This window comes from Falsiroseomonas selenitidurans, assembly GCF_012103215.1.
Classification (GTDB): Bacteria; Pseudomonadota; Alphaproteobacteria; order Acetobacterales; family Acetobacteraceae; genus Falsiroseomonas; species Falsiroseomonas selenitidurans.
In genome coordinates, this window is record NZ_JAAVNE010000049.1 from 15,083 (window position 1) to 39,376 (window position 24,294).

At 68.9% G+C, this 24,294-nt stretch carries 24 protein-coding genes; 4 read left to right on the top strand and 20 right to left on the bottom strand.

Features of this window, described 5'->3' with window-relative positions; genetic code table 11:
* The first annotated feature begins 18 nt into the window (after positions 1-18).
* Positions 19-1,005 (top strand): 2-hydroxyacid dehydrogenase, encoded by a 987-nt coding sequence (locus tag HEQ75_RS22250; protein WP_168034324.1) that lies wholly within the window; start codon positions 19-21, stop codon positions 1,003-1,005.
* Here the strand turns inward: HEQ75_RS22250 and HEQ75_RS22255 are convergent, their stop codons facing one another.
* The 20 genes from HEQ75_RS22255 to HEQ75_RS22345 all read right to left on the bottom strand — a co-directional run bounded on the left by HEQ75_RS22255 (position 1,006) and on the right by HEQ75_RS22345 (position 19,523).
* On the bottom strand, positions 1,006-1,851 hold the full coding sequence (locus HEQ75_RS22255) for a F0F1 ATP synthase subunit gamma (protein WP_168034325.1): 846 nt from the start codon (positions 1,849-1,851) through the stop codon (positions 1,006-1,008). It abuts the gene before it with no gap.
* The gene (locus HEQ75_RS22260; protein ID WP_168034326.1) at positions 1,848-3,392 is read right to left on the bottom strand and encodes a F0F1 ATP synthase subunit alpha; all 1,545 of its coding nucleotides are present in this window, start codon (positions 3,390-3,392) and stop codon (positions 1,848-1,850) included. The genes HEQ75_RS22255 and HEQ75_RS22260 overlap by 4 nt, the downstream gene beginning before the upstream one ends.
* Positions 3,382-4,116, bottom strand: coding sequence for a F0F1 ATP synthase subunit delta (locus tag HEQ75_RS22265; protein ID WP_168034327.1), 735 nt, complete (start codon positions 4,114-4,116; stop codon positions 3,382-3,384). The genes HEQ75_RS22260 and HEQ75_RS22265 overlap by 11 nt, the downstream gene beginning before the upstream one ends.
* 4 nt (positions 4,117-4,120) lie before the next feature.
* Entirely contained in the window at positions 4,121-4,366 is a 246-nt protein-coding gene (locus HEQ75_RS22270) for a F0F1 ATP synthase subunit C (protein ID WP_168034328.1), read from the bottom strand.
* Positions 4,363-5,058 (bottom strand): F0F1 ATP synthase subunit A, encoded by a 696-nt coding sequence (locus tag HEQ75_RS22275; protein WP_168034329.1) that lies wholly within the window; start codon positions 5,056-5,058, stop codon positions 4,363-4,365. Before HEQ75_RS22275 ends, HEQ75_RS22270 begins: the two co-directional genes overlap by 4 nt.
* Positions 5,055-5,315, bottom strand: a complete 261-nt coding sequence (locus tag HEQ75_RS22280) for an N-ATPase subunit AtpR (protein WP_168034330.1) — start codon at positions 5,313-5,315, stop codon at positions 5,055-5,057. The genes HEQ75_RS22275 and HEQ75_RS22280 overlap by 4 nt, the downstream gene beginning before the upstream one ends.
* The gene (locus HEQ75_RS22285; protein ID WP_168034331.1) at positions 5,312-5,596 is read right to left on the bottom strand and encodes an AtpZ/AtpI family protein; all 285 of its coding nucleotides are present in this window, start codon (positions 5,594-5,596) and stop codon (positions 5,312-5,314) included. The genes HEQ75_RS22280 and HEQ75_RS22285 overlap by 4 nt, the downstream gene beginning before the upstream one ends.
* Positions 5,593-6,009: a F0F1 ATP synthase subunit epsilon gene (locus tag HEQ75_RS22290; RefSeq protein ID WP_168034332.1), complete on the bottom strand. Its 417-nt coding sequence runs from the start codon at positions 6,007-6,009 to the stop codon at positions 5,593-5,595. Before HEQ75_RS22290 ends, HEQ75_RS22285 begins: the two co-directional genes overlap by 4 nt.
* Complete coding sequence (atpD, locus tag HEQ75_RS22295; protein ID WP_168034333.1) at positions 6,006-7,415, bottom strand: F0F1 ATP synthase subunit beta; 1,410 nt, start codon at positions 7,413-7,415, stop codon at positions 6,006-6,008. The genes HEQ75_RS22290 and atpD overlap by 4 nt, the downstream gene beginning before the upstream one ends.
* Positions 7,416-7,476: 61 nt before the next feature.
* Complete coding sequence (locus HEQ75_RS22300) at positions 7,477-8,649, bottom strand: acetate/propionate family kinase (protein WP_168034334.1); 1,173 nt, start codon at positions 8,647-8,649, stop codon at positions 7,477-7,479.
* Positions 8,646-10,049, bottom strand: a complete 1,404-nt coding sequence (locus tag HEQ75_RS22305) for a bifunctional enoyl-CoA hydratase/phosphate acetyltransferase (protein ID WP_168034335.1) — start codon at positions 10,047-10,049, stop codon at positions 8,646-8,648. The genes HEQ75_RS22300 and HEQ75_RS22305 overlap by 4 nt, the downstream gene beginning before the upstream one ends.
* 4 nt (positions 10,050-10,053) lie before the next feature.
* Complete coding sequence (locus HEQ75_RS22310; protein ID WP_168034336.1) at positions 10,054-11,799, bottom strand: PHA/PHB synthase family protein; 1,746 nt, start codon at positions 11,797-11,799, stop codon at positions 10,054-10,056.
* A 28-nt stretch (positions 11,800-11,827) separates the two neighbouring features.
* Positions 11,828-12,385: a general stress protein gene (locus HEQ75_RS22315; RefSeq protein ID WP_168034337.1), complete on the bottom strand. Its 558-nt coding sequence runs from the start codon at positions 12,383-12,385 to the stop codon at positions 11,828-11,830.
* Between the two features lie 39 nt (positions 12,386-12,424).
* A complete protein-coding gene (locus tag HEQ75_RS22320; RefSeq protein ID WP_168034338.1) occupies positions 12,425-13,075 on the bottom strand; it encodes a BON domain-containing protein in 651 nt (216 codons plus the stop codon).
* 133 nt (positions 13,076-13,208) lie between these two features.
* Entirely contained in the window at positions 13,209-14,408 is a 1,200-nt protein-coding gene (locus HEQ75_RS28430; protein WP_235962051.1) for a heavy metal translocating P-type ATPase, read from the bottom strand.
* The gene (locus HEQ75_RS28435) at positions 14,362-15,477 is read right to left on the bottom strand and encodes an HAD-IC family P-type ATPase (protein WP_235962052.1); all 1,116 of its coding nucleotides are present in this window, start codon (positions 15,475-15,477) and stop codon (positions 14,362-14,364) included. Before HEQ75_RS28435 ends, HEQ75_RS28430 begins: the two co-directional genes overlap by 47 nt.
* A gap of 9 nt (positions 15,478-15,486) precedes the next feature.
* Complete coding sequence (locus HEQ75_RS22330) at positions 15,487-16,179, bottom strand: ABC transporter ATP-binding protein (protein WP_168034339.1); 693 nt, start codon at positions 16,177-16,179, stop codon at positions 15,487-15,489.
* Positions 16,172-17,398, bottom strand: coding sequence for an ABC transporter permease (locus tag HEQ75_RS22335; RefSeq protein WP_168034340.1), 1,227 nt, complete (start codon positions 17,396-17,398; stop codon positions 16,172-16,174). Before HEQ75_RS22335 ends, HEQ75_RS22330 begins: the two co-directional genes overlap by 8 nt.
* Positions 17,395-18,552, bottom strand: coding sequence for an efflux RND transporter periplasmic adaptor subunit (locus tag HEQ75_RS22340; protein ID WP_209318709.1), 1,158 nt, complete (start codon positions 18,550-18,552; stop codon positions 17,395-17,397). The genes HEQ75_RS22335 and HEQ75_RS22340 overlap by 4 nt, the downstream gene beginning before the upstream one ends.
* 110 nt (positions 18,553-18,662) lie before the next feature.
* A complete protein-coding gene (locus HEQ75_RS22345) occupies positions 18,663-19,523 on the bottom strand; it encodes a universal stress protein (protein ID WP_168034341.1) in 861 nt (286 codons plus the stop codon).
* A gap of 138 nt (positions 19,524-19,661) precedes the next feature.
* Between HEQ75_RS22345 and HEQ75_RS22350 the strand changes: the two genes are divergently transcribed.
* Genes HEQ75_RS22350 through HEQ75_RS22360 form a run of 3 tightly spaced genes read left to right on the top strand, consistent with a single transcriptional unit; the run spans position 19,662 to position 24,077 of the window.
* Complete coding sequence (locus HEQ75_RS22350) at positions 19,662-21,671, top strand: DUF47 family protein (protein WP_168034342.1); 2,010 nt, start codon at positions 19,662-19,664, stop codon at positions 21,669-21,671.
* Positions 21,664-23,250, top strand: a complete 1,587-nt coding sequence (locus HEQ75_RS22355; RefSeq protein WP_168034343.1) for a PEP/pyruvate-binding domain-containing protein — start codon at positions 21,664-21,666, stop codon at positions 23,248-23,250. The genes HEQ75_RS22350 and HEQ75_RS22355 overlap by 8 nt, the downstream gene beginning before the upstream one ends.
* The gene (locus HEQ75_RS22360) at positions 23,247-24,077 is read left to right on the top strand and encodes a phosphate ABC transporter ATP-binding protein (protein WP_168034344.1); all 831 of its coding nucleotides are present in this window, start codon (positions 23,247-23,249) and stop codon (positions 24,075-24,077) included. The genes HEQ75_RS22355 and HEQ75_RS22360 overlap by 4 nt, the downstream gene beginning before the upstream one ends.
* The last annotated feature ends 217 nt before the right edge of the window (positions 24,078-24,294 follow it).

The following is a 24,294-nucleotide window of genomic DNA, read 5'->3' on the forward strand; positions in this document are numbered from 1 at the left end:
CGCCCGGAGGATCTCGCCATGGACGTCGCGCTGTTCAGCATCAAGCCCTACGATCGACCCTTCATGGACGCGGCTGCCGGGGCGCATCACCGCCTCACCTACATCGAGGCGCGTCTGGGGCCGGACACCGCCATTCTTGCGCGTGGCGCGAGTGCGGTTTGTCCCTTCGTCAGCGATACGGTTGATGCCACAACGCTCGAAGCGCTGCATGGGCTGGGGGTGCGCCTTGTGGCACTGCGCTCGGCCGGGTTCAACAACGTCGATCTCGCGGCGGCGAAGCGCCTGGGCATCACCGTCGCGCGCGTGCCCGCTTATTCGCCCGAAGCGGTGGCGGAGCACGCCGTGGCGCTCATCCTATCGCTCAATCGTGGCATCCATCGCGCCTATGCCCGGGTGCGGGAGGGCAATTTCTCGCTCGATGGTCTGCTCGGCTTCAACATGCACGGCCGCCGTGTCGGCATCGTCGGCACCGGGCGCATCGGTGCGGCGGCGGCGCGCATCCTGCTCGGCTTCGGTTGCCAGGTGATGGCGCATGACCCGCTCGCGGACCCCGAACTGGTTGCGGCCGGTGTCGTCTACCTGCCGTTCGAGGAACTGCTGGCCGGTGCAGACATCATCACCCTGCACTGCCCGCTGCTGCCCGCAACGCGCCACCTGATCGATGAAGCGGCAATCGCACGGATGCGGCGCGGCGTGATGCTGATCAACGCGAGCCGCGGTGCGGTGCTCGACACCCGGGCGGCGATCGACGGGTTGAAGAGCGGCGCCATCGGCCATCTCGGCCTCGACGTCTATGAGGAGGAGGGGCCGCTCTTCTTCGAGGACCTTTCGGACACGGTGATCCCCGATGATGTCTTCGAGCGCCTGCTGACCTTCCCCAACGTACTGGTCACCGGCCACCAGGGATTTTTCACGCGCGAAGCGATGGCCGCGATCGCCGAAGTGACCATGGCCAATATCTCCGCCTTCGAAGCGAAGGGCCAGGCGCTGCACGAAGTGTCGTGACTAGCCCTGTCTTTCCCGCCCGGCCGTCTCGCCGGCCGCGAGCTCGATGATCTCGGCGGTGATCTCCTCCTGACGCACACGGCGCTGCTGACCTTGCAGCGTGCCAAGGCGCCGCTCGATCTGGCCGCGGGCGGCGGCCATCGCGGCCATGCGGGCCTCGTTCTCCGCGGCGAAGGCGTGCAGCGCCGCGCGGCAGAGCTGGGCATGGAGGAAATCGGCGGTGAGATCACCCAGCAGCACCTGCGGCGGCAGGTAGATCAGCGGCGCAGCACCGGCGCGCGGCGGCGGCATCCCCGTCGCGTCGAAGGGCAGCAGCCGCTGGCGCTCGACATGCGTGCCGCGGCTCGCCTCCCAAAGGCTGAAGACCACCTCCACGCTGCCGATGTCGCCCCGGGCGATCCGGTCGTAGATCGCCGACGCGATGCGGTCGGCCAGCTTCGGCACACCCGACGAATGCGCCGGCATGGCAGCGTGCCAGCCCAGGGCGACACCGCGCTCCGCCGCAACCGACTCACCACGCGTTCCCACGAGCAAGACGGTGCTGGCCGCAAGATCGGCGCCGACCGATTCAAGCACCCGCTCGGAGAAGGCGCCGGCAAAACCCTGCTCGGCGCAGAACACCACCAAAGCCCGCCCTGGCGTCGCGACGGTGGGCGCGGCGGGTGCGAGGGCCAGCGCCTCACTGATGGCCCCGGCGATCGAGGCGGCATAGCTATCGACGGCGGCAAGCTGGTCACGCGCCTGCCGCGCCCGCGCCGCGGCGATGCCGCGCATCGCATTGACCACCGCACCGAGCTGCCGGATGCCCTCGATGCGCGCGCTGATGTCGCCCAGGCGCTCGGTCATGCCGGCGCGGCTTCTGGCATCGGCGGCGTCATACTGGCCGCATGGGCGCGCAATGCCTCTAGCAGCGCCTGTTTCTGGGCGTCGTCGAGCGTGCCATCGGTCTCGATCGATTGCATGGCTTCGGGGGCAATGCGCTCCAGCGCCGCACCCAGCCCCTTGCGGAACCGGGCCACCGCGGGCAGCGGCAGCGCATCCAGCACGCCGGACTGCGCGGCCAGGACCAGCGCCACCTCCTCGGACAGGCGCAGCGGTGCATGCTGCGGCTGGTCGAGAATGGCGCGGATGCGGGCGCCGCGAGAGAGCTGCTTGCGAACCCGGGTGTCGGGCATGCCGCCGAAGCGGGTGAAACTCTCCAGCTCCAGGAACTGCGCGTAGTCGAGCCGCAGCGTCTCCGCCACCAGCCGCAGCACCTTCGCCTGGGTCTTGCCGCCGACGCGGCTGACGGAGGTGCCGACATCGACGGCGGGCTTCATCCCCTCATGGAACAGCTTGGTGTCCAGCACGATCTGGCCATCGGTGATCGAGATCAGATTGGTCGGGATATAGGCGCTGAGATTGCCGGCATCGGTCTCGACGACCGGCAGGGCGGTCAGCGATCCGCCGCCCTTTGCCTTGGACAGCTTCGCCGCGCGTTCCAGCAACCGGGCATGCACGTAGAACACATCGCCCGGATAGGCCTCGCGGCCCGGCGACTGGCGGGTGAGCAAGGCGATCTCGCGATGCGTGGCGGCGTGCTTGGACAGGTCGTCGAGCACGATCAGCGCATGCCAGCCGCGATCGCGAAAATACTCCGCCATCGTGAAGGCGGCGAAGGGCGCGATCCATTGCAGCCCGGGCGAGGTGGCTGCCCTGGCAACCACGATGATGCAACGCTCCGGCGCGCCGAATGTCTGGATCGCCTCGATCGCCCGCTGCACGTTGGAGCTCTTCTGTCCGATGGCGACATAGACGCATGTGATGTCGCTGTTCTTCTGGCTGATGATGGTGTCGATCGCGACCGTGGTCTTGCCGATGGCGCGGTCGCCGATGATCAGCTCACGCTGGCCGCGCCCGAGCGCGAACAGCGTATCCACCACGAGAAGCCCGGTCTGCACCGGCTGCTGCACCAGGTCGCGGTCGATGATCGAGGGCGCCGGCTGCTCGATGGGCTGCGTCTCCTCCGCGAGGATGGGGCCTTTGCCATCCAGCGGCCGCCCCAGCGGATCGACCACGCGGCCGAGCAGCCCGGGACCGACCGGCACGCGCACGACATCGCCGGTACCGCGCACCGCGTCCCCGGCCTCGATGCCATCCACGTCGTCGAACAGCACGCAGCCGACGCGATCACGCTCCAGCACCTGCGCGAAGCCGAACTGGCCCTTGGCAAAGCGCACCAACTCATCCAGCCGCAGATCGGGCAGGCCGGAGACAAGGGCAATGCCATCGCCGACTTCCTCGACCCGCCCAACCTGCTCCACATGCGGGCCAAGTTCGGCGCCAGCCAGCCTGGCGCGGGCGCCGACGAGCCAGGCATCCGCCGGGCCGTCCTGTTCAGGCGCCATGTGCCAGCTCCTTGCCGATCCTGGCCAGGTCGGCACGCCAGCTGTTGCCCACCTCCAGATGCCGCCCGCGCAGCTCGATGCCGGCGATCAGCGCGGCGTCGACGGTGAATGTGATGTCCGGATGCCCGCCCAGCGCCTCGCCGATCGCCGCCCGGCAGCGGTCCTGTTCGGCTGCGTCGAGCGCCGTGGCCGTCGTCGCCTCCAGCGACGCCTCCGCCGCGGCGGCCAGGCGCATCGCCTCGGGCTGCGCGCGGATGCCCTGGAGCAGCCATTCCAGGAAGGCGGCCCGGACCGCCGCGCCGTCAAGCCGCGTCGCGAGCCGGCCGGCCATCGCGGTGGCCAGGGTGGCAGCGCTCAGCGACCAGGAATTCTCGGCATCGCGCCGGTCCTTCGCGATGGCCGCGCTGGCCGCGGACGCCCGCGCGGTCGCCGCGCTGGCCTCCTCCGCCAGACGCGCCTTGCTGGCCGTCTCCGCCTGGTCCTGCGCGGCGGCGAGGATGGCGTCACGCTCTGCGGCGAAGCCGGCGCGGGTTTTCTCGATGTCTGCCAGTGCCGCCTTGTCCTCGGCCTGACGATCCGCGGCCGCCTTCAGGGTGGCCTCGGCCGTTTCGCGCCGCTCAGCGATCATCGCCGCCACCGGGCGCCAGAAGAAGCGACCCAGCAGCCATACCAGGATAGCGACGTTGATCGTCTGGAGGCCGAGGCTCCACCAATCGATGCTCATGCGCTCACGCCAGCAGCGGGTTGGCGAATAGCAGGAGCAGCGCGATCACCAGGCAGTAGATCGCGGTGGTCTCGATCATGGCGAGGCCGACGAAAAGCGTGCGCGAGATGGTGCTGGCGGCCTCCGGCTGCCGGGCAATGGCGTCCATCGCGGCGGCGACCGCGCGGCCTTCCGCAAGGGCGGGGCCGATGGCGCCGATCGAAACGGCGAAGGCGGCGCAGACGATGCTGGCGAGGGCCAACCAGTTCATGGTGATTTCCTTTCGGGATCGTCGGCGGAGGGCTTTGCGTCCTCGACCACGCCGGCGATGAAGACCATCGCGAGGACTGCGAAGATGTAGGCCTGCACGGCACCGGTCAGCAGATCGAGCGCCATGAGCGGGATCGGCACCAGCAGTCCGGCCAGCGACAGCACGATGCCGACGACGAAGACGCCGCTCATCACATTGCCGAACAGGCGGACCATCATCGAGAAGCTGCGCGTCACGCTCTCGACGATGTTGAGCGGCACCATGAAGATGGTGGGCGAGGCAAAGCTCGCGAAATAACCCCGCATGCCGCCGGCCCGCACGCCGAACCAGATGACGGCGAGGAAGACCAGCAGGGCCAGCGCCGCGTCAGTCTCCAGATGCGCTGTCGGCGGATCCACCCCTGGCACGAGGCTCGTCCAGTTGGCGACGAAGATGAAAAGGAAAAGTGTGCCGATGAAGGCCCGGTAGGGGCCGGGCTCGACGCGCATCGTGTCGCGGATCTGGCTGTCCACCGCCTCAACCACCAGCTCCAGAAAGGCCTGGGTCGGTGAGGGCCGGAGGCTCAGCCGGCGGGTGAGCAGAACGCTGGCCAGGACCAGCATGGCCATGATGCCCCAGGTCACGACCACGCCCTCGCTGATCGGCACCGGGCCGAGGTGGAACAGCACGACGCTGCTGAGCGGGGAGATCATGCCGGTATGCTCCGTATGCCGCGCATCATCGCCAGACGCGCCAGGGTGATGCCGCAAGCCATCGCCAGCAACGGCCAAACGCCCAGCCGCGCGGCCCAGACCAGCCCGCCCGCAAGCAGGGCGAATCGGCCGACATGGCAGACCAGCAGCAGCGAGACGGCGCCGCCGCCGAGCATCCGGCGGGTGGTCCACCAGAGCGCACCAAAGAACACCCATCCCAGCAGAAGGCCAAGGCCAAGCGAGACCCCGATGGTCACGAGTCGCGCATCCATTTCCAGGCCGACCAGCAGCCCAGCGCCAGGCCCGCAATCAGCAGCGGCGCCGTCCAGAACACGCCCGAACCACGCGAGGCATCGATCCAACGGCCGAGCAGCGCGCCCAGCAGCATGGGCACGACGATGATCCAGCCCAGCACGCCGATCTGCGCCAGGTGGCGGCCGACCGAAGCATCGCCATCGCGCAGCCAACGGCGCTGCCGGTCCGCCCGCAGGCGCACGCCCTTCACCAGCGGGTCCTGTTCGTCAGGCTGTGCGTTCATCCCAACTGCCCCCGGCCATGGCGCCCGCCCAGCTGGCCCACGATGCGGCGGATCGCATTGAGCTGCAGACGGATGTCATCGGTGCGTTCCGCCCGTTCGGTTTCGATCTCGGCGCGGTAACCGGCGATCACCGTCGCATCGAGCGTGGCGAGATCATCACCGGCCACGGCTTCGCGCGTGGTGATGGCGATGTCCCTCCCGGCGCTGACGCTGAGCACGCCGCCGCGCACAGCGCAGTGGTGCTGCCGCGACGCGCCATCCGTCCAGCTCACCACGCCGATGGTCAGGCTGGTCAGGAAATTTGTGTGACCAGACATGATTCCGAAGCCGCCGCTGGCATCCTCGGCGCGCAGCGACAGCACGGGTTCGGTATCGGTGACGATGCTGAGCGGAGTGAGGATGCGCAGCCTCATGGCGCCGCCTTCTCCTTCTGCCGTGCCTCATCCAGCGTGCCGATCATGTAGAGCGAGCTTTCCGCCCAATCATCGGCCTCGCCATCAAGGATAGCGCGGCAGCCGGCCAGCGTTTCCGCGCGGGTCACGCTGCGGCCTCGCATGCCGGTGAAGGCCTCGGTCACGGCGAAGGGCTGGCTGAGGAAGCGCTGCAACCGCCGCGCCCGCTTGACCACCAGCCGGTCGGCGGTGCCGAGCTCCTCCACGCCGAGCAGGGCAATGATGTCCTCCAGCTCCCTGAATCGCGCGAGCGTCTCGCGCACCTGCTGGGCGATCCGATAGTGCTCCTCGCCCAGCACCAGCGGGTCGAGTAGAACCGAGGAGGAGGCGAGCGGGTCGATCGCGGGATAGAAGCCCTCCGCCGCCAGGCGGCGTGACAGCATGATGATGCTGTCGATATGGGAGGAGATGGCAGTCACGGCGGGATCGGTGAAATCATCGGCGGGGACGTAGACCGCCTGGATCGCGGTGACCGCGGCGCCGGCCACCGAGGCAATGCGCTCCTGCAGTGAGGCGACCTCCGTCGCCAGCGTGGGCTGATAGCCAACGCGCGAGGGCAGCCGCCCGAGCAGGCTCGACAACTCGCTGCCCGCCTGGACGAAGCGGAAGACGTTGTCCATCAGGAGAAGCACGTTCTGGTGCTTCTGGTCCCGAAAATACTCGGCGATGGTCAGCGCCGTCAGCGGCACGCGCCAGCGCGCACCGGGCGGCTCGTTCATCTGCCCATAGACCAGCACGGTGCGCGCCAGCACGCCGGATTCCTGCATATCTGTTAGTAACTCATGGCCCTCGCGCGAGCGCTCGCCCACGCCGGCGAAGACCGAGATGCCCTGGTACTTCTCAACCATCGCGTGGATCAGCTCCATCACCAGCACGGTCTTGCCGACGCCAGCGCCGCCGAACATCGCGGCCTTGCCGCCCAAGGCAAGCGGCGTCAGCAGGTCGATCACCTTGATGCCGGTCTCGAAGACGCCGGCTGTCGCAGTCTCATCCGCCAGCGCGGGGGGCGCGTGATGGATCGAGCGGCGCGGCGTGTCGCCCGGCAAGGCCGGCCCGCCGTCGCGCAACGTGCCGACCACATCAAGCAGCCGCCCGAGGACCGCATCTCCCACCGGCACGCTGACCGGCGCTCCGGTCGAACGCACCGCCGTCCCGCGCGCGAGCCCCGCGGTCGGCTGCAGTGCGATGGCGCGGACGGTTTGTGGATCGACGTGGCTATGGACCTCCAGCATCAGTATTTCGGGCCGGTCCCATGCCACGATGATCGCGGTGTTGATTGCGGGCAGCGCGTCGCCTTCGAAGTGGATGTCCACAACGGCGCCGCGCACGGAGAGGATACGTCCCTCGGGAACATCGTCGTGCGTCATGCCAGCAGGTGCATCCCGCGCAGGATCGCACTTTGAAGGGACTTTGGGGGGGAGGATGTCCTCATGCGGCGTACTGCGACAGGATGGCCTGCGTATGCTGTGCGATCATCGCTTCCTCGTCCGTGTCGATAACGTGGATCTCGACGCGGCTGCCCGGCGCGCTGATCCGGCCGGTACCGGCCGCGTTGGCCGCGGCATCCAGCTCCAGCCCGAGCCATGCGAGGCGTGCGGCGACCGCGGCGCGGATTAGCGGCGCGTGTTCGCCGATGCCGGCGGTGAAAACCAGGCCGTCCAGTCCGCCCAGCGCGCTGGCCATTGCTCCCGCTTCGAGCGCGATGCGATAGGTGAACAGATCGATGGCCTCCTGCGCGCGTCGATCGCTGCTCGCCAGCAGCACGCGCAGGTCGCCGCTGATCTCCGAGACGCCGAGCAGCCCGGAATGTCGGTAGAGCAGGTCCTGAACCTCCGCGAAGCTACGACCCTGCTGTCCGAGATAGAGGATCACACCGGGATCAAGGCTGCCGCAGCGGGTCGCCATCATCAGCCCGTCAAGCGCGCTGAAGCCCATCGTCGTGTCGATGCTCCGCCCATCCAGCAGGGCGCAGAGGCTGGCGCCGGCGCCGAGATGGGCGATGATGACGCGGCCGCGCGCCAGGGATGGCAGGTGCTGCGCCAGTTTGCCCGCAATGTATTCGAAGGACAGGCCGTGGAAGCCATAGCGGCGAATTCCCTCGGCCTCCAGCGCGCGCGGCAGCGCGAAGCGCCGGGCCACCAACGGTAGGGTATGGTGGAACGCGGTATCGAAACAGGCGACTTGCGGCATGCCGGGGCGCTCGACGGCAATCGCCCGGATCGGTGCCAGGTTGCGTGGCATGTGCAGCGGGTCGAGCGGTGTCAGCGCCTCCAGCAGCGCCAGCAGCGCAGGGGTGACGCGTTCCGGCGCGATATGGTCCGCGCCGCCATGGACAACACGATGGCCAACCGCCGCCAGATCCGCGCCGCCAAGATGCGATTCGGCGACGTCCAGCAGCGTCTTCAGCACGTCCGCATAGGGCGTCTCGGCCGGCCAGCGTCGCTCCGCCATCACCGCGCCGGCCGCGTCATGGGCGAGCAGGTGCGGCTCGCCGTCGAGGCTTTCGACGGCGCCGCGCGCCATGGCGACGCCGGCCACGAATAGCGCGAAGCGCAGGCTCGATGAGCCGGCGTTCAGGGTCAGAATTGCGCCCCCACTCATGCCGGAATGGCCGCCCGGACCATCAGGACACCTAGGGCGCAGGAGGCCAGATGGGTGGCCGCGCTGTCGGCGCGGCTGGTGAGGATGATCGGCACGCGGGCGCCGAGAACCACACCGGCCGCCTCGGCACCCGCCAGGAAGCTGAGCTGCTTGGCCAGCATGTTGCCGGCTTCGAGGTCGGGGACGACGAGGATGTCCGCCCGCCCCGCCACCGGCGAGACGATGCCCTTTTCCTTCGCTGCTGCCTCGCTGATCGCATTGTCAAAGGCCAGCGGTCCGTCGAGCACGCCACCGCTGATCTGGCCGCGATCGGCCATCTTGCAAAGCGCCGCTGCATCGACGGTCGAGGGCATGCGGCCGCTCACTGTCTCGACAGCGGCGAGAATCGCCACGCGCGGTTCGACGATGCCCATCATATGCGCGAGGTCGATGGCGTTCTGCACGATCCCCGCCTTCTCGGCCAGCGTCGGTGCGATGCTGACTGCGCAATCGGTCAGCAGCAGCAGGCGCGGGTAGTCCGGCACGTCCATCGCATAGACGTGGCTGATCCGCCGCGCCGTTCGCAGCCCGGTGCCCGAGGCGACCACCGGATGGAGAAACACCTCCGTGTGCAGGTCGCCCTTCATGAGCATCGCGGCCTCGCCGGCGTGCACCAGCGCCACGGCCCGGGCCGCGGCGGCCGGCGCATCCGGCGCATCGACCAGGCGGAGCCCCGCGATATCGAGACCCGCCTGCTGCGCGGCCGCCGCGATCCGCGCCTTCGGCCCGACGAGCACAGGGACGATCAGCCCTGCCCTTGCGGCGTCGACAGCAGCCTGCAGGGAAGAGGCATCGGTGGGGTAAACGACGGCTGTCGCCACCGCTCCACCCTCCGCAGCGCGGGCGAGCATGCGGTGCATCAGGTCGTGGCGGCCGATGCGGATATACGGCAGTGCGACACGCGGTCGGCGGACCTTCACCTTCGGCGCGAGCACCTCGGCGATACCGGTGATGACAGCCTCGCCATGCTGGTTCGTGCAGACCGTCTCCAACGTCACTTCCCCCTTCTCCGGTCGCTTCTCGCGCAGCGTCACGGTGGCGGTGATGGTGTCGCCGATGCTGACCGGCCGCCGGAAACGCAATTCCTGGCCGAGATAGATCGTGCCGGGGCCCGGCAGCTTCGTGCCGAGGACGGCGGAGATCAGCCCACCGCCCCACATGCCCTGGACGATGATGTGATGGAACATATCGCCCGCCGCGTAGGTTGGGTCGACATGCGCCGGGTTCACGTCGCCTGTGACCGTTGCGAACAGATCGATGTCGCGCTGCGTGACGCAATGCGAGAGGCTGGCGGTCTCGCCGATCGCCAGCTCCTCGAAGGTGCGGTTTTCGATGAACCCGTCCTGGGAAGTATCGCGCATGGGCCTAGTGCTCCCTGACATAGCCGCCGGGCGCATCGGCCAGCGCCGCGCCCATCGCGGGCGGGGCAATTCTGGGCCCGGATTGCGCATCGAGCCATTCTGCCCAGGCTAGCCACCATGAACCCTCCTGCGGCGCCGTCTCGGCGCGCCACTGATCAGGACCGAGCGTGCGCCCCTCATGCGCCCGCAGCCGGATGCGGAAGCTGCGGCGCGGATGCCCCGGTTCGCTGACGATGCCGGCATTATGGCCGCCCGAGGTGAGCACGAAGGTCAGCGCACCATCGTTCAGCAGATGCAGCTTGAACACGGAACGCCAGGGCGCGATGTGGTCACGCTCCGTGCCGACGGCGAACATCGGCAGCCGGATGTCACCGACGGCAACCGGCTGCTCGTCGACGCGAAAGCGCCCTTCCGCCAGATCATTGTGCAGAAACAGGCCGCGCAGGTATTCCATGTGCATGCGCGCCGGCAGCCGGGTTCCATCGGCGTTCCACGCCATCAGGTCGCTGGGGATCTCGCGCTCGCCGAGCAGATAGTCGCGAATGCCGCGCGACCAGACGAGGTCATTGGAGCGCAGCATCTGGAAGGCTCCGCCCATCTGCTGGGGGCTGAGGGTGCCCTGGCTGTGCATGATGTCGCCGAGGAAATCGAGTTGGTCCTCGGTGATGAACAGCTGCAGATCGCCCGCCTCGGTGAAATCGGTCTGCGCCGCGAGCAGGGAGAGGCTTGCCAGACGGCCATCGCCCTCGCGCGCCATCGCAGCCGCGGCGATGGTCAGCAGCGTGCCGCCAAGACAGTAGCCGGTGGCGTGGATCTTCGTATCGCCACAGATCCTCTGCACCGCGTCGATCGCTTTCATGATGCCCTGGCTGCGGTATTCATCGAGCGCGGTGTCGCGCATTGACGCGTCCGGGTTGCGCCAGGAGATGACGAAGACGGTGCGGCCCTGCCCGACGAGCCAGCGGATCATCGAATTGCCCGGCGACAGATCGAGGATGTAGTACTTCATGATCCATGCCGGCACGATCAGCACCGGCTCGGCACCAACCGTGGGCGTGGTTGGCGCGTATTGGATCAGCTCCATCAGCGCATTGCGGAACACCACCTTGCCCGGTGTCGCGGCGACCTCGATGCCCAGACGGAAATGCGCATCTTCCTGCGGCGCGCCGCGTGCGGCGGCCTGGTCGCGCAGGAAGTTGCCGAATCCCGCCACAAGGTTGCGCCCGGCGGTGTCGCGTGTCGCCGCGGTCACCTCCGGGTTGAACCAGGGCCAGTTCGAGGGTGAGATCATGTCGAGGAACTGACGCGTGTTGAAGCCGACGATGCGGCGGTTGCCCGGATCGATGCCGCGCGGCCCCTGCACCATGGCTTCGCACCATTGCTCGCCGAGCAGCACGGCCTGCACGACGAGTTTGTAGGGGTGCTGCGACCAGGCCGGGTCGGCGAAGCGATTGTCGCCGTCGGGCAGGGGGAGCATGGCCTCCGCGCCCAGCGTGATGCGGGCGAGGCGCTGCCAGTGCTCGACCGCATCGCGCCCGAGTTCAGCCGTCTGGAACGGCGCATTCAGCGCATGCGCCGCCCAGTCGAGAAAGGCGAGGCTCGCCGTGCTGGGCGACTGCCCAGCGGTGAAGCGGCTCTGCCAAGCGTGCAGCAGCCGGTCGAGATCGGCGGCACTCGTCCGGCGTGATGCCGGCTCGGGGACGGCCGGGCGCGCTTTAACAGCACGGATCGGAACGACGTTGTGAGCCATGACGATCAAACCCTCCGCCCCTGACGCGTCACGCCGCGCCGAGCGCGATTACCTCGGGCGTGACCGGCTCCTTGACGCCATGCAAGTCGAGACGCGCGGGCTTGACGGTGCCCAGGATCGCCTTGGCGCGGGCAGCCTGCTCGGCGGTGCCATGCGCCATGACCAGGAAGCCATCAGCCTTCACCGCGGCCTCGTATTCCAGTACGCTGTTTTTCGGGATGCCGAGCGAGAACAGCGCCGCCCCCAGCGCGGAGAGTCCGCCAACGACCAGCGCATTCTCGATCGCCATGATCGCCGCGGCCGCCACGGCGCCGAGCATGACCAGCGGCCCCGTCAGGGGGATGGTGACGAAAAGCCCGCCGAAGAACAGGCCCCACAGCCCGCCCCAGACCGCGCCGCGCGTGCCCCAGAAGCGGATCCTGTCGCCGGTGTTGTAGAAGCCCACCACCTTCTCCTCGGTGTGGTAGCCCTTGCCGACCACGCTGAGCTGCTGCATCACGAAGCCTGCATCGGCCAGCTGCTTGACGGCGGTCTCCGCCTCGACGTGATCGTTGAAAACGGCAACGACGGTATCGGCCTTATCCATGGGAAAGCTCCTGCTGAATTCGGGACGGCGCGGCGTGGATCAGACGACGCGCAGTTCGTTCTCGACGGCGGTCGCACCCGGCGCGGCCCAGGCCGTGGTCGCGGCGACCTGGCGCTCATGCGGCGAGCGCACCGTGCCGGTCAGGCGGATATGTCCGCCGGAGGCGCTGACGTTGATGGTCTTGGCGTCGAACAGCCAGGAGCGATGCAGCGCATGGGTGATCTCGTCGCTGATCCGGCCGGTATCGGGCTGCACCTTGATGCTGATCTGGTTCGACACGCCGACCACGCCCATCAGCCAGGCGATCTCGCTCTCGGCGGCGGACTTCTGGAAGTACCATTCCACTTCGCCGGTCAGCGTCACCCAGCCCTTCTCCACCCGCACTTTGACGGCATCGCGCGGAATCGAGGTATCCCAGCCAAGCCGGTCCACAACTGCGGCCGCGATGTCGTCATCGCCGCGCTCGGTCTGGAAAGGCAGCTTGACCTCGATCTCCTCGGCAATGGCCGAGACACCTTTCACGCGCCGCGCGGCGGTCTCGGCCGCCCGCTTCTGGCCATAGGTGGCGACATGGCCCAGCAGCGTCACCACGCCATCCTTGGCGGTGACGCCGATATGGGCGGAATCGATGCTGGGCTCCCAGTTCAATTCCGACAGAACGGCCTGCTTCAGTTGGTCGTCTTGCGACATGGGTGGCTCCTTGTTCCGGTGAGGCAGCAAGGCAGCAAGGCAGCAAGGCAGCAAGGTAGCAAGGCAGCAAGGCAGGCTTGCTCGCAGGCCAACACTGTAGAAGCCCGAGACGGACATCCGGCAGGTTCGGAATCTACGGAGGCGTTGTGCCGAGGTTCGCCAGCACCTCCTCCTCGATCGTGAGGTGCAGGTTGAGCATTGCCTCGAGTTCGAAGAGGCGGCGCCGGAGCGGCCCCGAGGCGGTGGCCCAGCCATCCTCCGCATGCGCGGCCACGATGAGATTGCCGATCTGGCTCACCAGGACCTCGATCGACGTGTGCATGCGAATGAGCGGACCCATCGGGTCCAGGCCGCCGAGCCGTTCGGCCGCCAGCGGATAGAGCGAACGTTCCTCCGCGCGCTGATGTGGCAGCAACTCGGCCTTGAGACGCGCTTCAAGACCTTCGATCGCGGGCAGCGTTGCCTTACCTCTGTCCATCGCTTCGGCCGCGTCGCGCAGCGCTTCGGTCAGACCACGCAATGCCGCGTGTTCCGCCTGCCGTTCCGCAAGTCCCGCTGAGGCCGGCAGCGGTTCCGGTGCTCTTTCGTGCCGACCCGGGCGCAGCGCGGTGAGCGCAAAAAGGATCGCGGCAATGTCGATCCCTTCCTGCAGCAAAGCGCCCGCCAGCGGCGTCAGTAGCCCCGCCGCCGCCGTCGCCATCGCCAAGCCCGACAGACCCATGCCGAGGGCGATCGCCTGCAACGCGATGCGCCGGCTGCGCTGCGCGATGGCGACCGCGTCCACGATGCGGTCGAGGCGGTCTACCAGCAGCACGACATCACCGGCCTCGGCTGCCGCGGCCGTGCCCTGCGCCCCCATGGCGATGCCAACTCCGGCCGCGGCCAGTGCGGGCGCATCGTTGATGCCATCGCCGACCATGGCCGTCGCGGCCGTGGCCGATTCCCGCTGCACGGCCGTGATCTTCTGTGCTGGTGCGCAATCAGCCAGCACCGCTTCAAGCCGTAAGGCCGCTGCAATCGGCGCCGCGGCGGCGGCACGATCGCCGGTCAGCATGACCATGCGCGAAACGCCCAGGGCGCGGAGGCTGCGCAGCGTGCGGGACGCTTCCGGGCGGAGACTGTCGGCCAGAACGAACACCGCCACCGCTCGACCATCGCGCGCCAGCCAGGAGACCGAGCCCGCGATGGTCACCACAGCGGCCGAGGCGCCCAAGCCGCCGAGATTGGCCACACGGTGCTTGGCCAGGAAAGCCTGGCTCCCGAGCAGCAGATGCCCCCCTTCAAACTCACCCGCGACGCCGCCGCCCGCCGCTTCTTCCGGCGCGGCCAGCAACGGCAGGTCGAGACCGCGCGCGCGCTGCGGCCGCCAGCGCCTCGGAGACCGGGTGCGTCGAGCCCTGCGCCAGGATGCCGACCAGGCGCAGCGCCGCATCGCGATCCATGCCGGGTGCCACGTCCATGGCCGCCAGGCGTAGATGCCCAGTGGTCAGCGTCCCGGTCTTGTCGAACAGGATGGTGCTGACGCAGGCCAGCCGCTCCAGCGCGCCGCCGCCCTTGATGACGATGCCGCGCGCCGCCGCCCGCCCGATGCCCGCCACCAGCGCGATCGGCGCGGCCAGGATCAGCGGGCAGGGTGTGGCGACGACCAGCACCGCCAGGGCGCGCACCGCATCGCCGGTCCAGGCCCAGGCACCACCGGCAACCAGCGCGGTCAGGGCGACGAAGCCCAGCGCCCATCGGTCGGCGAGCCGCGCCAGGGGCGGGCGGGTCTCGGCGGCATCGCGCGTCAGCCGGATGATGGCGGCATAGCTGCTGGTCTCGGCCGTGTGGTCGGCGCGCATACGCAAGGCGCTGCCGGCATTCACCGCACCGCTGCGCAGCTTGCCCCCGCGCACCAGGTTGACGGGCTGGGATTCGCCGGTCAGCGCGCTGTCGTCGAGTGTGGCGGCGTCATCCTCCAGCACGCCATCCGCCGGCACGGTCTCGCCCTTGCGGACCAGCAGCGTGTCGCCCACGGCGATCGCCTCGACGCCGATCTCCTCGATGCCTGTCGCCGTCAGGCGCGCGGCCTGGCGCGGCGCGCGCGCGAGCAGCGCGGTCAGCGCCCGCGTGGCACGGCCCTCCGCCCAGCCTTCCAGCGCCTCCCCGCCGGCGACCATGAGGGCCACCACGGCGCCGGTCAGCGGCTCGGCCATGGCGACGGCGGCGAGGATGGCGGCGAGCGCGATGATGTCCACGCCCAGCTTGCCGCCGGCCAGGGAGCGCACGACACCCACCGCCACATGGGCTGCCACCGGCAGGGCGGTGATGGACCATACCCAGACGCTTGGACCATCGCGGCCGATGGCGAGCAGGATCGCGCCGGCGGCGAGGCCGAGCAGCACCCAGATCGAAAGAGCCATGCGGCGCATCTAGGCGGCGCCCCGCACCACTTGCCCGTCCACCAGCTCGATGATGCGCCCGCAGCGCTTCGCGAGGCGCGGGTCATGCGTGACGATAAGGAAGGTCATGCCCTGCTCCTGGTTCATCGCGTGCATCATGTCGAAGACTCCATCGGCGGAGGCGGTGTCGAGGTTGCCCGTCGGTTCATCTGCCAGCACCAGAACGGGGTTCATCACCAGGGCGCGCGCGATCGAGACGCGCTGCGCCTGACCGCCCGAGAGATTGGCCACGCGGGCATCACGCCAGCGCGTCATGCCGACACGGTCGAGCAGCGCCTCGGCCGAGAGGCGCATCCCGGCATCGGCCCAGCCGCGGTTGAGTAGCATGGGCATCATCACATTCTCGGCCGCGGTGAAGGCGGGAATGAGGTTGTGCGCCTGAAACACGAAGCCGATGCGGCGGCCTCGCAGCCGCGTCAGCGCCGCATCATCCAGGCCCGACGTGTCCTGGCCGCCGATGGCAAGCCGCCCGGCACTCTGCCGGTCCAGCAGCCCGATGATGTTGAGCAGCGTGGATTTGCCCGAGCCGGAGGGGCCGATCAGCGCGCAGAAGGCGCCGTGCTCCAGGGTGAGGTCGATGCCGTGCAGGATTTCCACCTCGGCCGGGCTGCCGATGTTGAAGGATTTGCGGATGCCGCTGAGCAGCAACGCGTCCTCAGCCACGGATCGCAACCGAGGGCTCCAGACGCGCCGCCTGCATCGCCGGCGCCATGCCGGCCAGCACGCCGACAATGGCGGCGAAGGCGATCGTGCCGCCGATCAGCACCGGGTCGAGGATGAAGGGGAAGAGTTCCGTGCCGTCGGTCTGACGCACCTGGTCATGCCAGATCAGCAGCAGCACCGCCCCCATCAGGGAGCCCAGCACAGCGCCCAGGATGCCGAGCGCGCCACCCTGGATGAGGAAAACCCGCAGCACCTGGCCGCGCCGCGCGCCCATGGCGCGCAGGATGCCGATCTCGCGCCCACGCTGCACCACGGAGACCACCAGGACGCTTGCCACGCCGAAGGCGACCGAGAGCGCCACAGCCGCGCTGATGACGACGTTGGAGGTGTTCTGCGCCTGCACGGCGGTGAAGAACTGCGCGTTGGTCTTGATCCAGCTGTCGGCGCGCACGCCAGTGCGGGTGGCCAGGTCCTGCGCGATGGTCTCGGCGGCGAAGGCGTCATCCACCGCGATTTCCAGGCTTGTGACGCCGCCGACCAGGTTGAGCAGGCTCTGACCGGTGCGGAAGGCGACGAAGGTGGTGCGCAGATTGGCACCCTTGCTGCCGAGGTCGAAGATGGCGGTGATGGTGAGCGCGCGCGGCGTGTCCGAGCGCGCGGTGACCAGCAGCCGGTCGCCCACCGTCACGCCCAGCAGGATGGCAAGTTCGGTGCCGATCAGGATGTCGTCGCTGGTGAGACGTAGCGTGCCGGCCACGATGTAGTCGGGCACACGGACGATGCTGAAATACGCGTCCGGCTCGGCGCCGATGAGGGAGATCGCCGCCGTCGCATCGCCCCGCACCGCCAGGGCTGCACCCGAGGCGATGCTGGCGATGATGCGCACGCCGGGCGTGGCAGTGACGGTTTCACGGATGGTCTGCCACTGGTCGATCGAGCGCAGCCGCTGGTTGGGGCGTTGCAGCGCCGCATCCTCGACGAGGCCTGGGCCTGCGTGCAGCGGGCGGGCAACCTCATCGGGCGGCAGCAGCACGATATGCGCCTGGCTGGTCAGCACGCGGCTCAGGAAATTCGCCTGCACGCCGGTCAATACCGAGGATTCGAAAACCGTCACCGCCACGCCGAGCGAGACGCCGACCAGAATGAAGATTGTCTGGATCCAGCCCTCGCGCATGAAGCGGAGTGCGGCGACTCCCTCGAAGGGCAGCCAGCGGATCATGGCGTCCGTACCCGCTGGCCCGCCGCGACGGCCGCGTTTGCCGGCAGCACCCGCTCGCCCTCACCGAGGCCGTCCAGGATCTCCGCCGCACGCGCGCCGCGCAGGCCAAGGCGCACGGCCACCCGCCGCGCATGGCTGCCCTCGACGCGCAGCACCCAGGCCTCGCCCGCGGGATCATGGATGGCGGATAAGGGCAGGATCAGCACACCAGTGCGCTCCGCCACGGTGATGTCCACCGAGACGGTCATGTCCTCGCGCAGCGTCGGCGGCGGTTCGGTCACGTCCAGCTTCACCTCGACGGCCGCGCGCTGCGGGTCCACCGACGGGTTGATGTAGGCGACGTGTGCTGAAAAAGGCGCCTGCGGATAAGCATCTGCCGAGGCGAGCGCCGCCTGGCCGAGAGCGATCAGGCCGAGGTTGCGCTCATCGATCTGCACCACAAGCTGCGGCGCGGCGGCGGGCGAGAGCGTCATCAGCGGCGTGTTCGGCTGCACCACATCGCCGCGCTCCACGCTGCGGGCTATCAGCGTGCCCGCGACCGGCGCCGCGATGGTGGCGTAGTCCAGCCGCGCCTGCGCGGCGCGCAGGCTGGCGCGGGCCTCGGCCAGCACCGCCTGGGCCAGCGCCTCATCCGTGCCGCCGGACCTGTTGGACGTGAGCTGGATGCGCGCTGCTTCCATCTGTGCCTCGGCCACGTCGCGCGCCACGCGCACCTCGTCCAGCGCGGCCCGTGTGGCAAAGCCGCTCGCCTGCAACTGCTCGCTGCGGGAGAACTGGCGTTGTGCGTTGAGCAGCGTGGCCTCCGCCTGCACCAGGGTGCGCACGGCAACGGGAAGCGTCACGTCGTTGAGATGGTGCAACTGCGTCTCGGCCTGGAGCACGGCGCTCTGGGCCTGGGCAAGGCCGGCGCGCATCTCGCTCGCTTCCAGACGGATCAGGACCTGGCCGAGGGCCACGTCCTGGCCTTCCAGCACCGGGACGTCACGCACCGTCCCGGTGATCTGGCTGCCGATCGACACCCGAAAGGGAGTCGTGACGCGACCGGTCGCAACCACGCTGCGCAGCAGGGTACCGCGCCGGACCGGTTCTGTAACCACGATCGGGCCGAGCAGCAGCCGCGGCGCAAAGACCCCGCCCACCAGCAGCAGGGGCACCACGACAAGCAGCCAGCGCCAGTAACGCCGAAGCCAATCGCTGCGGCGTGCTGCGGCGGGTGCGGCCGAAGGCTTGGGCAGCGTTGGAGCGGTCGGGGCGGGGGCTGCGCTCAATGCATCATCAGCACGGGCATGGCCGCCCCGCCCAGCACGCTGTGTGTGAAGCCGCCGAAGACCATCTCGCGCAGTTCGCCGTGGCCGTAGCCGCCCATTACCAGAAGGCTGGCCCGCGCTTCGGTTGCCGCCGCCAGCAAGGCCTCCACGGCCGAAGCTCCAGCCACCGGCACATGCCAGGCCGTGACCTGCGCGTTGTGCCGCGCCAGCGTCGCCACAAGCCGATCACGCGAGGCGACACTTGGCGCATCGATTGGGCTGCCGGGCGACGCCTCCTCCCCCACCGTCATCACCAACACCCGCCTGGCGCGTGCGATGAACGGCATGGCGACGGCCACGGCGCGCGCCGCCTGCGCGGTGTCCTTCCAGGCGATCACCACCGTCTCCAACAAGGCCGCCGGGCAGGTCTGCGCGGCGATCAGCAGCGGGCGGCCGATGCCGCCCAGCACATCCTGCAAGCGGCCGAGCGCCACGGCCTCCCGCCCACGCGGGCGGCCGATCACCACGAGGTCAACCGTCCTGCCATGCTCGACCAGGCAGATGCGTTCCTCGCCGGTCTCAACGGTCAGCGCCGCTTGTTCGGCGATGCCGGACGTTGCGCAGAAGGCAGCGAAGGCGGCGCGGGCGGCGGCCTCGGCGACCACATCGTCCTGCTCGATCGCCTCCATGAGAAGGCCGGCACCATAGCCGCCATCCATGCCGCCGCCCGCTATGCCGACCGCCGCAGCGACCGGATCCTGCCGGACATGGAGAAAGGTGAAATGCGCCGGCATGCCGAGGGTGGCGGCAAGCGCCGTGGCGAAGACCACGTCGTCGCTCGGGTCACCCGTGGCGGGAAGCAGGATGTGCTGGGACATGGGGTCCGATCATGGGCGGTGATGAAACGATGCGGGATTACGCTACGCCAAGCCGGCGAAATTGATGTTTCATGCAATGACAGGGTAGCGGGTGCTGGCGGCAGCCCAGCAGCCTCGGAAACTACCGAGGCTAGCGCCATGGTCAGCGCCGCGCCGCGCGCCATGCGCCGTCCGGCCTACGTAGTTTCCGGCGCTCTCCTTTGGCTGATCTGGCGCCTATGCGTCGGATGCAACGAGTTGAGGCTGCCGCCCGTGAAGCAACAGATCCTGGCTGCGATCGGCGAAGCCGAACTGCTGCCCGCAGCAGGCCTCAACGCCGCGCTGGCCGCGAATGATCGGCTGAAATACGCGTTCTCCCTGCTGCAACTGGCAGCGGAGCACGCCGAGCACCCGGGGCGGCAGGCTGCCACGCTGAAAGCCGAGCGTGTCGCCTGCGGCCTTGATGCCCCTGAACTCGACGCTGCCATTGCCGGTGCGCGAATGATGGGGGGTGACTGCCAGGTTCCGGAGGTCGCGGCCATCCTGGCACGGATCAAGGCCGATCTGCGCACCATGGCCGCACCCTTGCTTTCGGCGGGCAAGCCATCTGGCCTCGCTGAGCGCCTTGATGCCCTGTTGGCTGGCATCCCCAGCGCCCAGGATGGCCTGATCCAGCCAGCCACCATCGCGGCCATGACGGAGGTGGGGCGGGCGCATGCCGACACCCCGCACCAGCTGGTGATGGAGATGCACAAGCGCCTCAACGCCATGCAGGCCGCGCTTGCCGAGGAGAGCCTCGACGGCGCCTCGATTTATGGGCTGGACGAGGCGGACCGGCCCTTGGTCATGGCCTTCATGGCCGGGCTGCACCGAACGGCGGCCCTGAAGTTCGACCATCCCGGACTTGCCACAACGGCGACGCGCATCGGCGACAGGCTGGTCATCCAGAACGACATCGGCACCACCGATGCGCATGTGCTGGTCATTCATGTAACGGGCCTCGCGGTCAGCGTCACCTATACCGATGTCCATGCGGAGCGCCTGGCCTTCTTCCAACAGCTTCTCATCCCGCGCGGCCTGGTCTGGGGCGAGGGGCGCAGCGCCAATCTGGCGAGCGGCAGCGCCTTCACCCTGGCGACCGGCACCGTCACGGCCGCGGATGCGGCGGCATGCTGCGCGCAGCTCGATTTCATCGGCTCTCGCCTGGTGTTCCTGATCGACTGGAACCGGGCGCGCAAGGCGCTGCGAAGCTTCCTGCGCGGGCCGGACCGGCTGGCGTTGCTCACCTGGGCAGCGGCGAACGATGTCGGCCATCGCGGCTTTCTCGAACTCGGCGGCGCGCAAGTGGTGAACCGGGCGATCGAGGCGACAGCGGGCTCCGCCATGCGCTTTGGCGACCGACTTTGCGACGTGCTGGGCGACGCCGAGAGCATCGCCTTCCTGCAGGACGCACTCCGCACCGCCAGCGAGGGACTGCGCGCCGGCCAGTCTCCGGCGCTGCTGCGCGACCGTATCCGCGTGGCGCTCGCAGCACACTTCAGCAATGAACAACGGCAGCTGATGCGTCTGGCGGGCGATCACGCCGGGCTGATCCTGGAATTGGCGAGCCTGGTGCGCGACGGCGTGCAGGACCAGGACCATGCCGGCAAGCGCGCCCGCCGCGCTGGCCGCTTCGAGCATGACGCCGACCTGCTGGTGATCGAGGTGCGCGAGGCGGTGCACCGAAGACCGGAGCATCACGTCTTCCGCCTGGTGCTGGAGGCCGCCGATGACGCGGCAGATGCGCTGGAGGACGCGGCCTTCCTGCTCGACCTCGACCGTCTCGAAGGCAAGCCACTCGATACCCTTCGGGCGCTGGTGCGGTTGCTCGTCCAGGGCGCGCAGGACTGGATCAAGGCACTCGGTCATGCGTCGCAGATCGGGCACGCCGCCAGCGCAGGGGAGACCGACGATTTCCTTGCCGCGCTCGATCGCGTGGCCACGGCCGAACATGCAGCGGATGAGGCGCAGCGGGCGCTCGCCGCCAGTGCGATGAAGGAGGCCCGCGACTTTCGCCAGCTGCATCTTTTCACCGCGATCGGCGACCGGCTGGAGGTTGCGGCCGATGCGCTGAAGCGGGCCAGCCTGATCCTGCGCGACCATGTGCTGCTGGAGGTGATCGGTGGCTGATAGCTACGCGATCCTGCGCGCCAGCCCCCTCGCACCCGGCGGAGCGGCCGAGGTCGGCAATAAGGCCTGGAACCTGATGCGCATGGCGCAGGCCGGACTGCCCGTGCCGCCCGCCTTTGTGCTGCCGACCGATTGGTCCGCGCGCCACGCGCCGGCCGATGCGGTGGCGTTGAACGCCGCGCTGGAGGGTGGGATCGCGGCGCTTGAGGCTGCCTCCGGACTAGGCTTCGGAGCGACCTGGCGCCCCCTGCTGGTGTCGGTCCGATCCGGCGCTGCGGTCTCCATGCCGGGCATGATGGAAACGGTGCTGGACGTCGGGCTGAATGCCGCGACGGTCGAGGGGCTGATCGCCCTGACCGGCAATCCGCGCCTGGCCTGGGACAGCTATCGCCGGCTGGTCCAGGGTTTTTCGGAGGTGGTGGCGGGGCAGCCGACGGCCCCCTTTGATGCGCTGGTCGCAGCGGCGCTGGTGGCCGCGGAGGTGGAGCAGGAGGCCGAGCTCGACTTCCGCAGCCTGCGCGGGCTGACCCGAGCCATGCTCGTCTGCTATCGCGACCTGGTCGGCAGCGCGTTTCCGGACGATCCGCGAAAGCAGCTGCGCGCCGCGACGGATGCCGTGTTCCGCTCCTGGAACGCACCCAAGGCTAAGTCCTATCGACGGCTCAACGGGCTGGACGGTGCCGCCGGCACGGCCGTGACGGTGCAGACCATGGTCTATGGCAATGCCGGCGGCACGTCCGGCGCCGGCGTCGGCTTCACGCGCAATCCTGCGACGGGCGAGCGGCAATTCTACTTCGATTTCAGGTTCGACGCGCAGGGGGAGGACGTCGTCGCCGGCCGTCAGGCGATGCGCGACAACGACCGGCTGCGCCAAGACCTGCCCGACATCTGGCAGCGCCTCGACGCGATGTGCCGTGAGCTCGAGGCGCTGTTCCGCGATGCGCAGGATTTCGAGTTCACGGTGCAGGACGGTGCGCTGTTCCTGCTGCAGGCGCGGCGCGCCAAGCGCACCGATTGGGCGGCGCTCGCTATCGCCGTGGATCTGGTGGAAGAAGGCCTCCTGACGCCGGCAGAGGGGTTGCACCTGCTCGATGGCATCGAGCTGGAGGGCGTGGCCCGCACCAGCTTCGCGCCGCCCGTGCCCGCGACGCTGGCGGTGGCGCAGGTCGCGAGCCTGGGCGTCGCAAGTGGCATCATCGCGCTCGACAGTAACGCTGTGAAGCGGCTCACCGCGGCAGGCGAGAGCGCGATCTTCGTGCGCCACGACACGGTGACCAGCGACATCGAGGGCATGGCCATGGCGGCCGGCATCCTCACCGCCACCGGCGGGCGCACCTCCCACGCCGCGGTGGTGGCGCGCCAGCTCGGCAAGGTGTGCCTGGTCGGCTGCCCGACGCTCGTGATCGACCTGGCGTTGCGGACATGCCGGATCGGTCAGACGACGCTGCGCGAGGGCGAGGCCATTTCACTCGACGGCAATTCCGGCGCCGTCTTCCCGGGGACGCTGGCGGCGCTCGCCGAACGGCCTGAACACATGCTGGCGACGATTGCCGGCTGGAGAGGCGAGGCAACAGCATGAGCATCACAGCGCCCGAGCTGATAAGGCCGGCCCCGCCGGGCACGCAGCCCGCGACCCTTCTCCTCGCACCCAAACCGCCGAAGATCGCGATCCACAATCTGGGCTTTCGTTATGGCGACACGGTGGCGCTGAAGGGCGTTACGTTCGATCTGCCGGAGAACCAAGTGATCGGGCTGATCGGGCCGTCCGGCTGCGGCAAATCGACGCTGCTGCGCGTGCTGAACCGCCTCTACGACATGTATCCGGGCCAGGTGGCCAGCGGCGGGGTGCTGCTGGACGGTGCAGACATCCTCGGCGCCGAGGTCGATCTCCGCCGACTGCGAGCCAGGGTCGGCATGGTATTTCAGGAAGCAACGACACTCCCCATGTCGATCCGGGGCAACATCGCCTTCGGCATCCGGCTGCACGAGAGCCTCTCCCGCGTCGAGATGAACCGGCGCGTGGAACGGGCGCTAACCCGGGCTGCCCTTTGGAGCGAGGTCAAGGACCGGCTGTCGGAGGATGCGGCCGAGCTGTCCGGGGGCCAGCAGCAGCGGCTTTGTATCGCTCGCGCGCTGGCGGTGAACCCCGAGGTGCTGCTGCTCGATGAGCCGACCAGCGCGCTCGACCCACACAGCATGGCGATGATCGAGCAGCTGATCGACACGCTGAAGCAGAGTGTCACGATCGTGCTGGTCACGCACAACCATGCCCAGGCTGCGCGCTGCGCGGACCAGGTGGCCTTCCTCTACCTGGGCGAGATGGTCGAGTGCGGCGCCGCCACCCAGATCTTCTCCGCACCGCGCGAGCCGCGCACCCAGCGCTACGTGACCGGCCGGTTCGGCTAGATGCGCGCGCGCCAAGCAAGAGGGGGCGTCTAGCGATTGCCATGGCTTGGCGCTCCGGATCACACCATGATCGGCCGCAACACGATGCAATCGAGCGCGCGCCCGCTATCCTTCAGTGTCCGACGTCAGCACCCTTGAGACAAAACGGCGTGGTTGAGAAGCGGAGGATTTCTGGCTCATCGTAACCCCCAGGAGAGTGAAGATGAGCCAGAAATCC

Coding starts and splice junctions, on each gene's coding strand:
- HEQ75_RS22250 (WP_168034324.1), top strand. CDS start 19: ATGGACGTCGCGCTGTTCAGCATCAAGCCCTACGATCGACCCTTCATG.
- HEQ75_RS22255 (WP_168034325.1), bottom strand. CDS start 1,851: ATGACCGAGCGCCTGGGCGACATCAGCGCGCGCATCGAGGGCATCCGG.
- HEQ75_RS22260 (WP_168034326.1), bottom strand. CDS start 3,392: ATGGCGCCTGAACAGGACGGCCCGGCGGATGCCTGGCTCGTCGGCGCC.
- HEQ75_RS22265 (WP_168034327.1), bottom strand. CDS start 4,116: ATGAGCATCGATTGGTGGAGCCTCGGCCTCCAGACGATCAACGTCGCT.
- HEQ75_RS22270 (WP_168034328.1), bottom strand. CDS start 4,366: ATGAACTGGTTGGCCCTCGCCAGCATCGTCTGCGCCGCCTTCGCCGTT.
- HEQ75_RS22275 (WP_168034329.1), bottom strand. CDS start 5,058: ATGATCTCCCCGCTCAGCAGCGTCGTGCTGTTCCACCTCGGCCCGGTG.
- HEQ75_RS22285 (WP_168034331.1), bottom strand. CDS start 5,596: ATGAACGCACAGCCTGACGAACAGGACCCGCTGGTGAAGGGCGTGCGC.
- HEQ75_RS22290 (WP_168034332.1), bottom strand. CDS start 6,009: ATGAGGCTGCGCATCCTCACTCCGCTCAGCATCGTCACCGATACCGAA.
- atpD (WP_168034333.1), bottom strand. CDS start 7,415: ATGACGCACGACGATGTTCCCGAGGGACGTATCCTCTCCGTGCGCGGC.
- HEQ75_RS22300 (WP_168034334.1), bottom strand. CDS start 8,649: ATGAGTGGGGGCGCAATTCTGACCCTGAACGCCGGCTCATCGAGCCTG.
- HEQ75_RS22305 (WP_168034335.1), bottom strand. CDS start 10,049: ATGCGCGATACTTCCCAGGACGGGTTCATCGAAAACCGCACCTTCGAG.
- HEQ75_RS22310 (WP_168034336.1), bottom strand. CDS start 11,799: ATGGCTCACAACGTCGTTCCGATCCGTGCTGTTAAAGCGCGCCCGGCC.
- HEQ75_RS22315 (WP_168034337.1), bottom strand. CDS start 12,385: ATGGATAAGGCCGATACCGTCGTTGCCGTTTTCAACGATCACGTCGAG.
- HEQ75_RS22320 (WP_168034338.1), bottom strand. CDS start 13,075: ATGTCGCAAGACGACCAACTGAAGCAGGCCGTTCTGTCGGAATTGAAC.
- HEQ75_RS28435 (WP_235962052.1), bottom strand. CDS start 15,477: ATGGCTCTTTCGATCTGGGTGCTGCTCGGCCTCGCCGCCGGCGCGATC.
- HEQ75_RS22335 (WP_168034340.1), bottom strand. CDS start 17,398: ATGATCCGCTGGCTGCCCTTCGAGGGAGTCGCCGCACTCCGCTTCATG.
- HEQ75_RS22345 (WP_168034341.1), bottom strand. CDS start 19,523: ATGTCCCAGCACATCCTGCTTCCCGCCACGGGTGACCCGAGCGACGAC.
- HEQ75_RS22350 (WP_168034342.1), top strand. CDS start 19,662: ATGGTCAGCGCCGCGCCGCGCGCCATGCGCCGTCCGGCCTACGTAGTT.
- HEQ75_RS22360 (WP_168034344.1), top strand. CDS start 23,247: ATGAGCATCACAGCGCCCGAGCTGATAAGGCCGGCCCCGCCGGGCACG.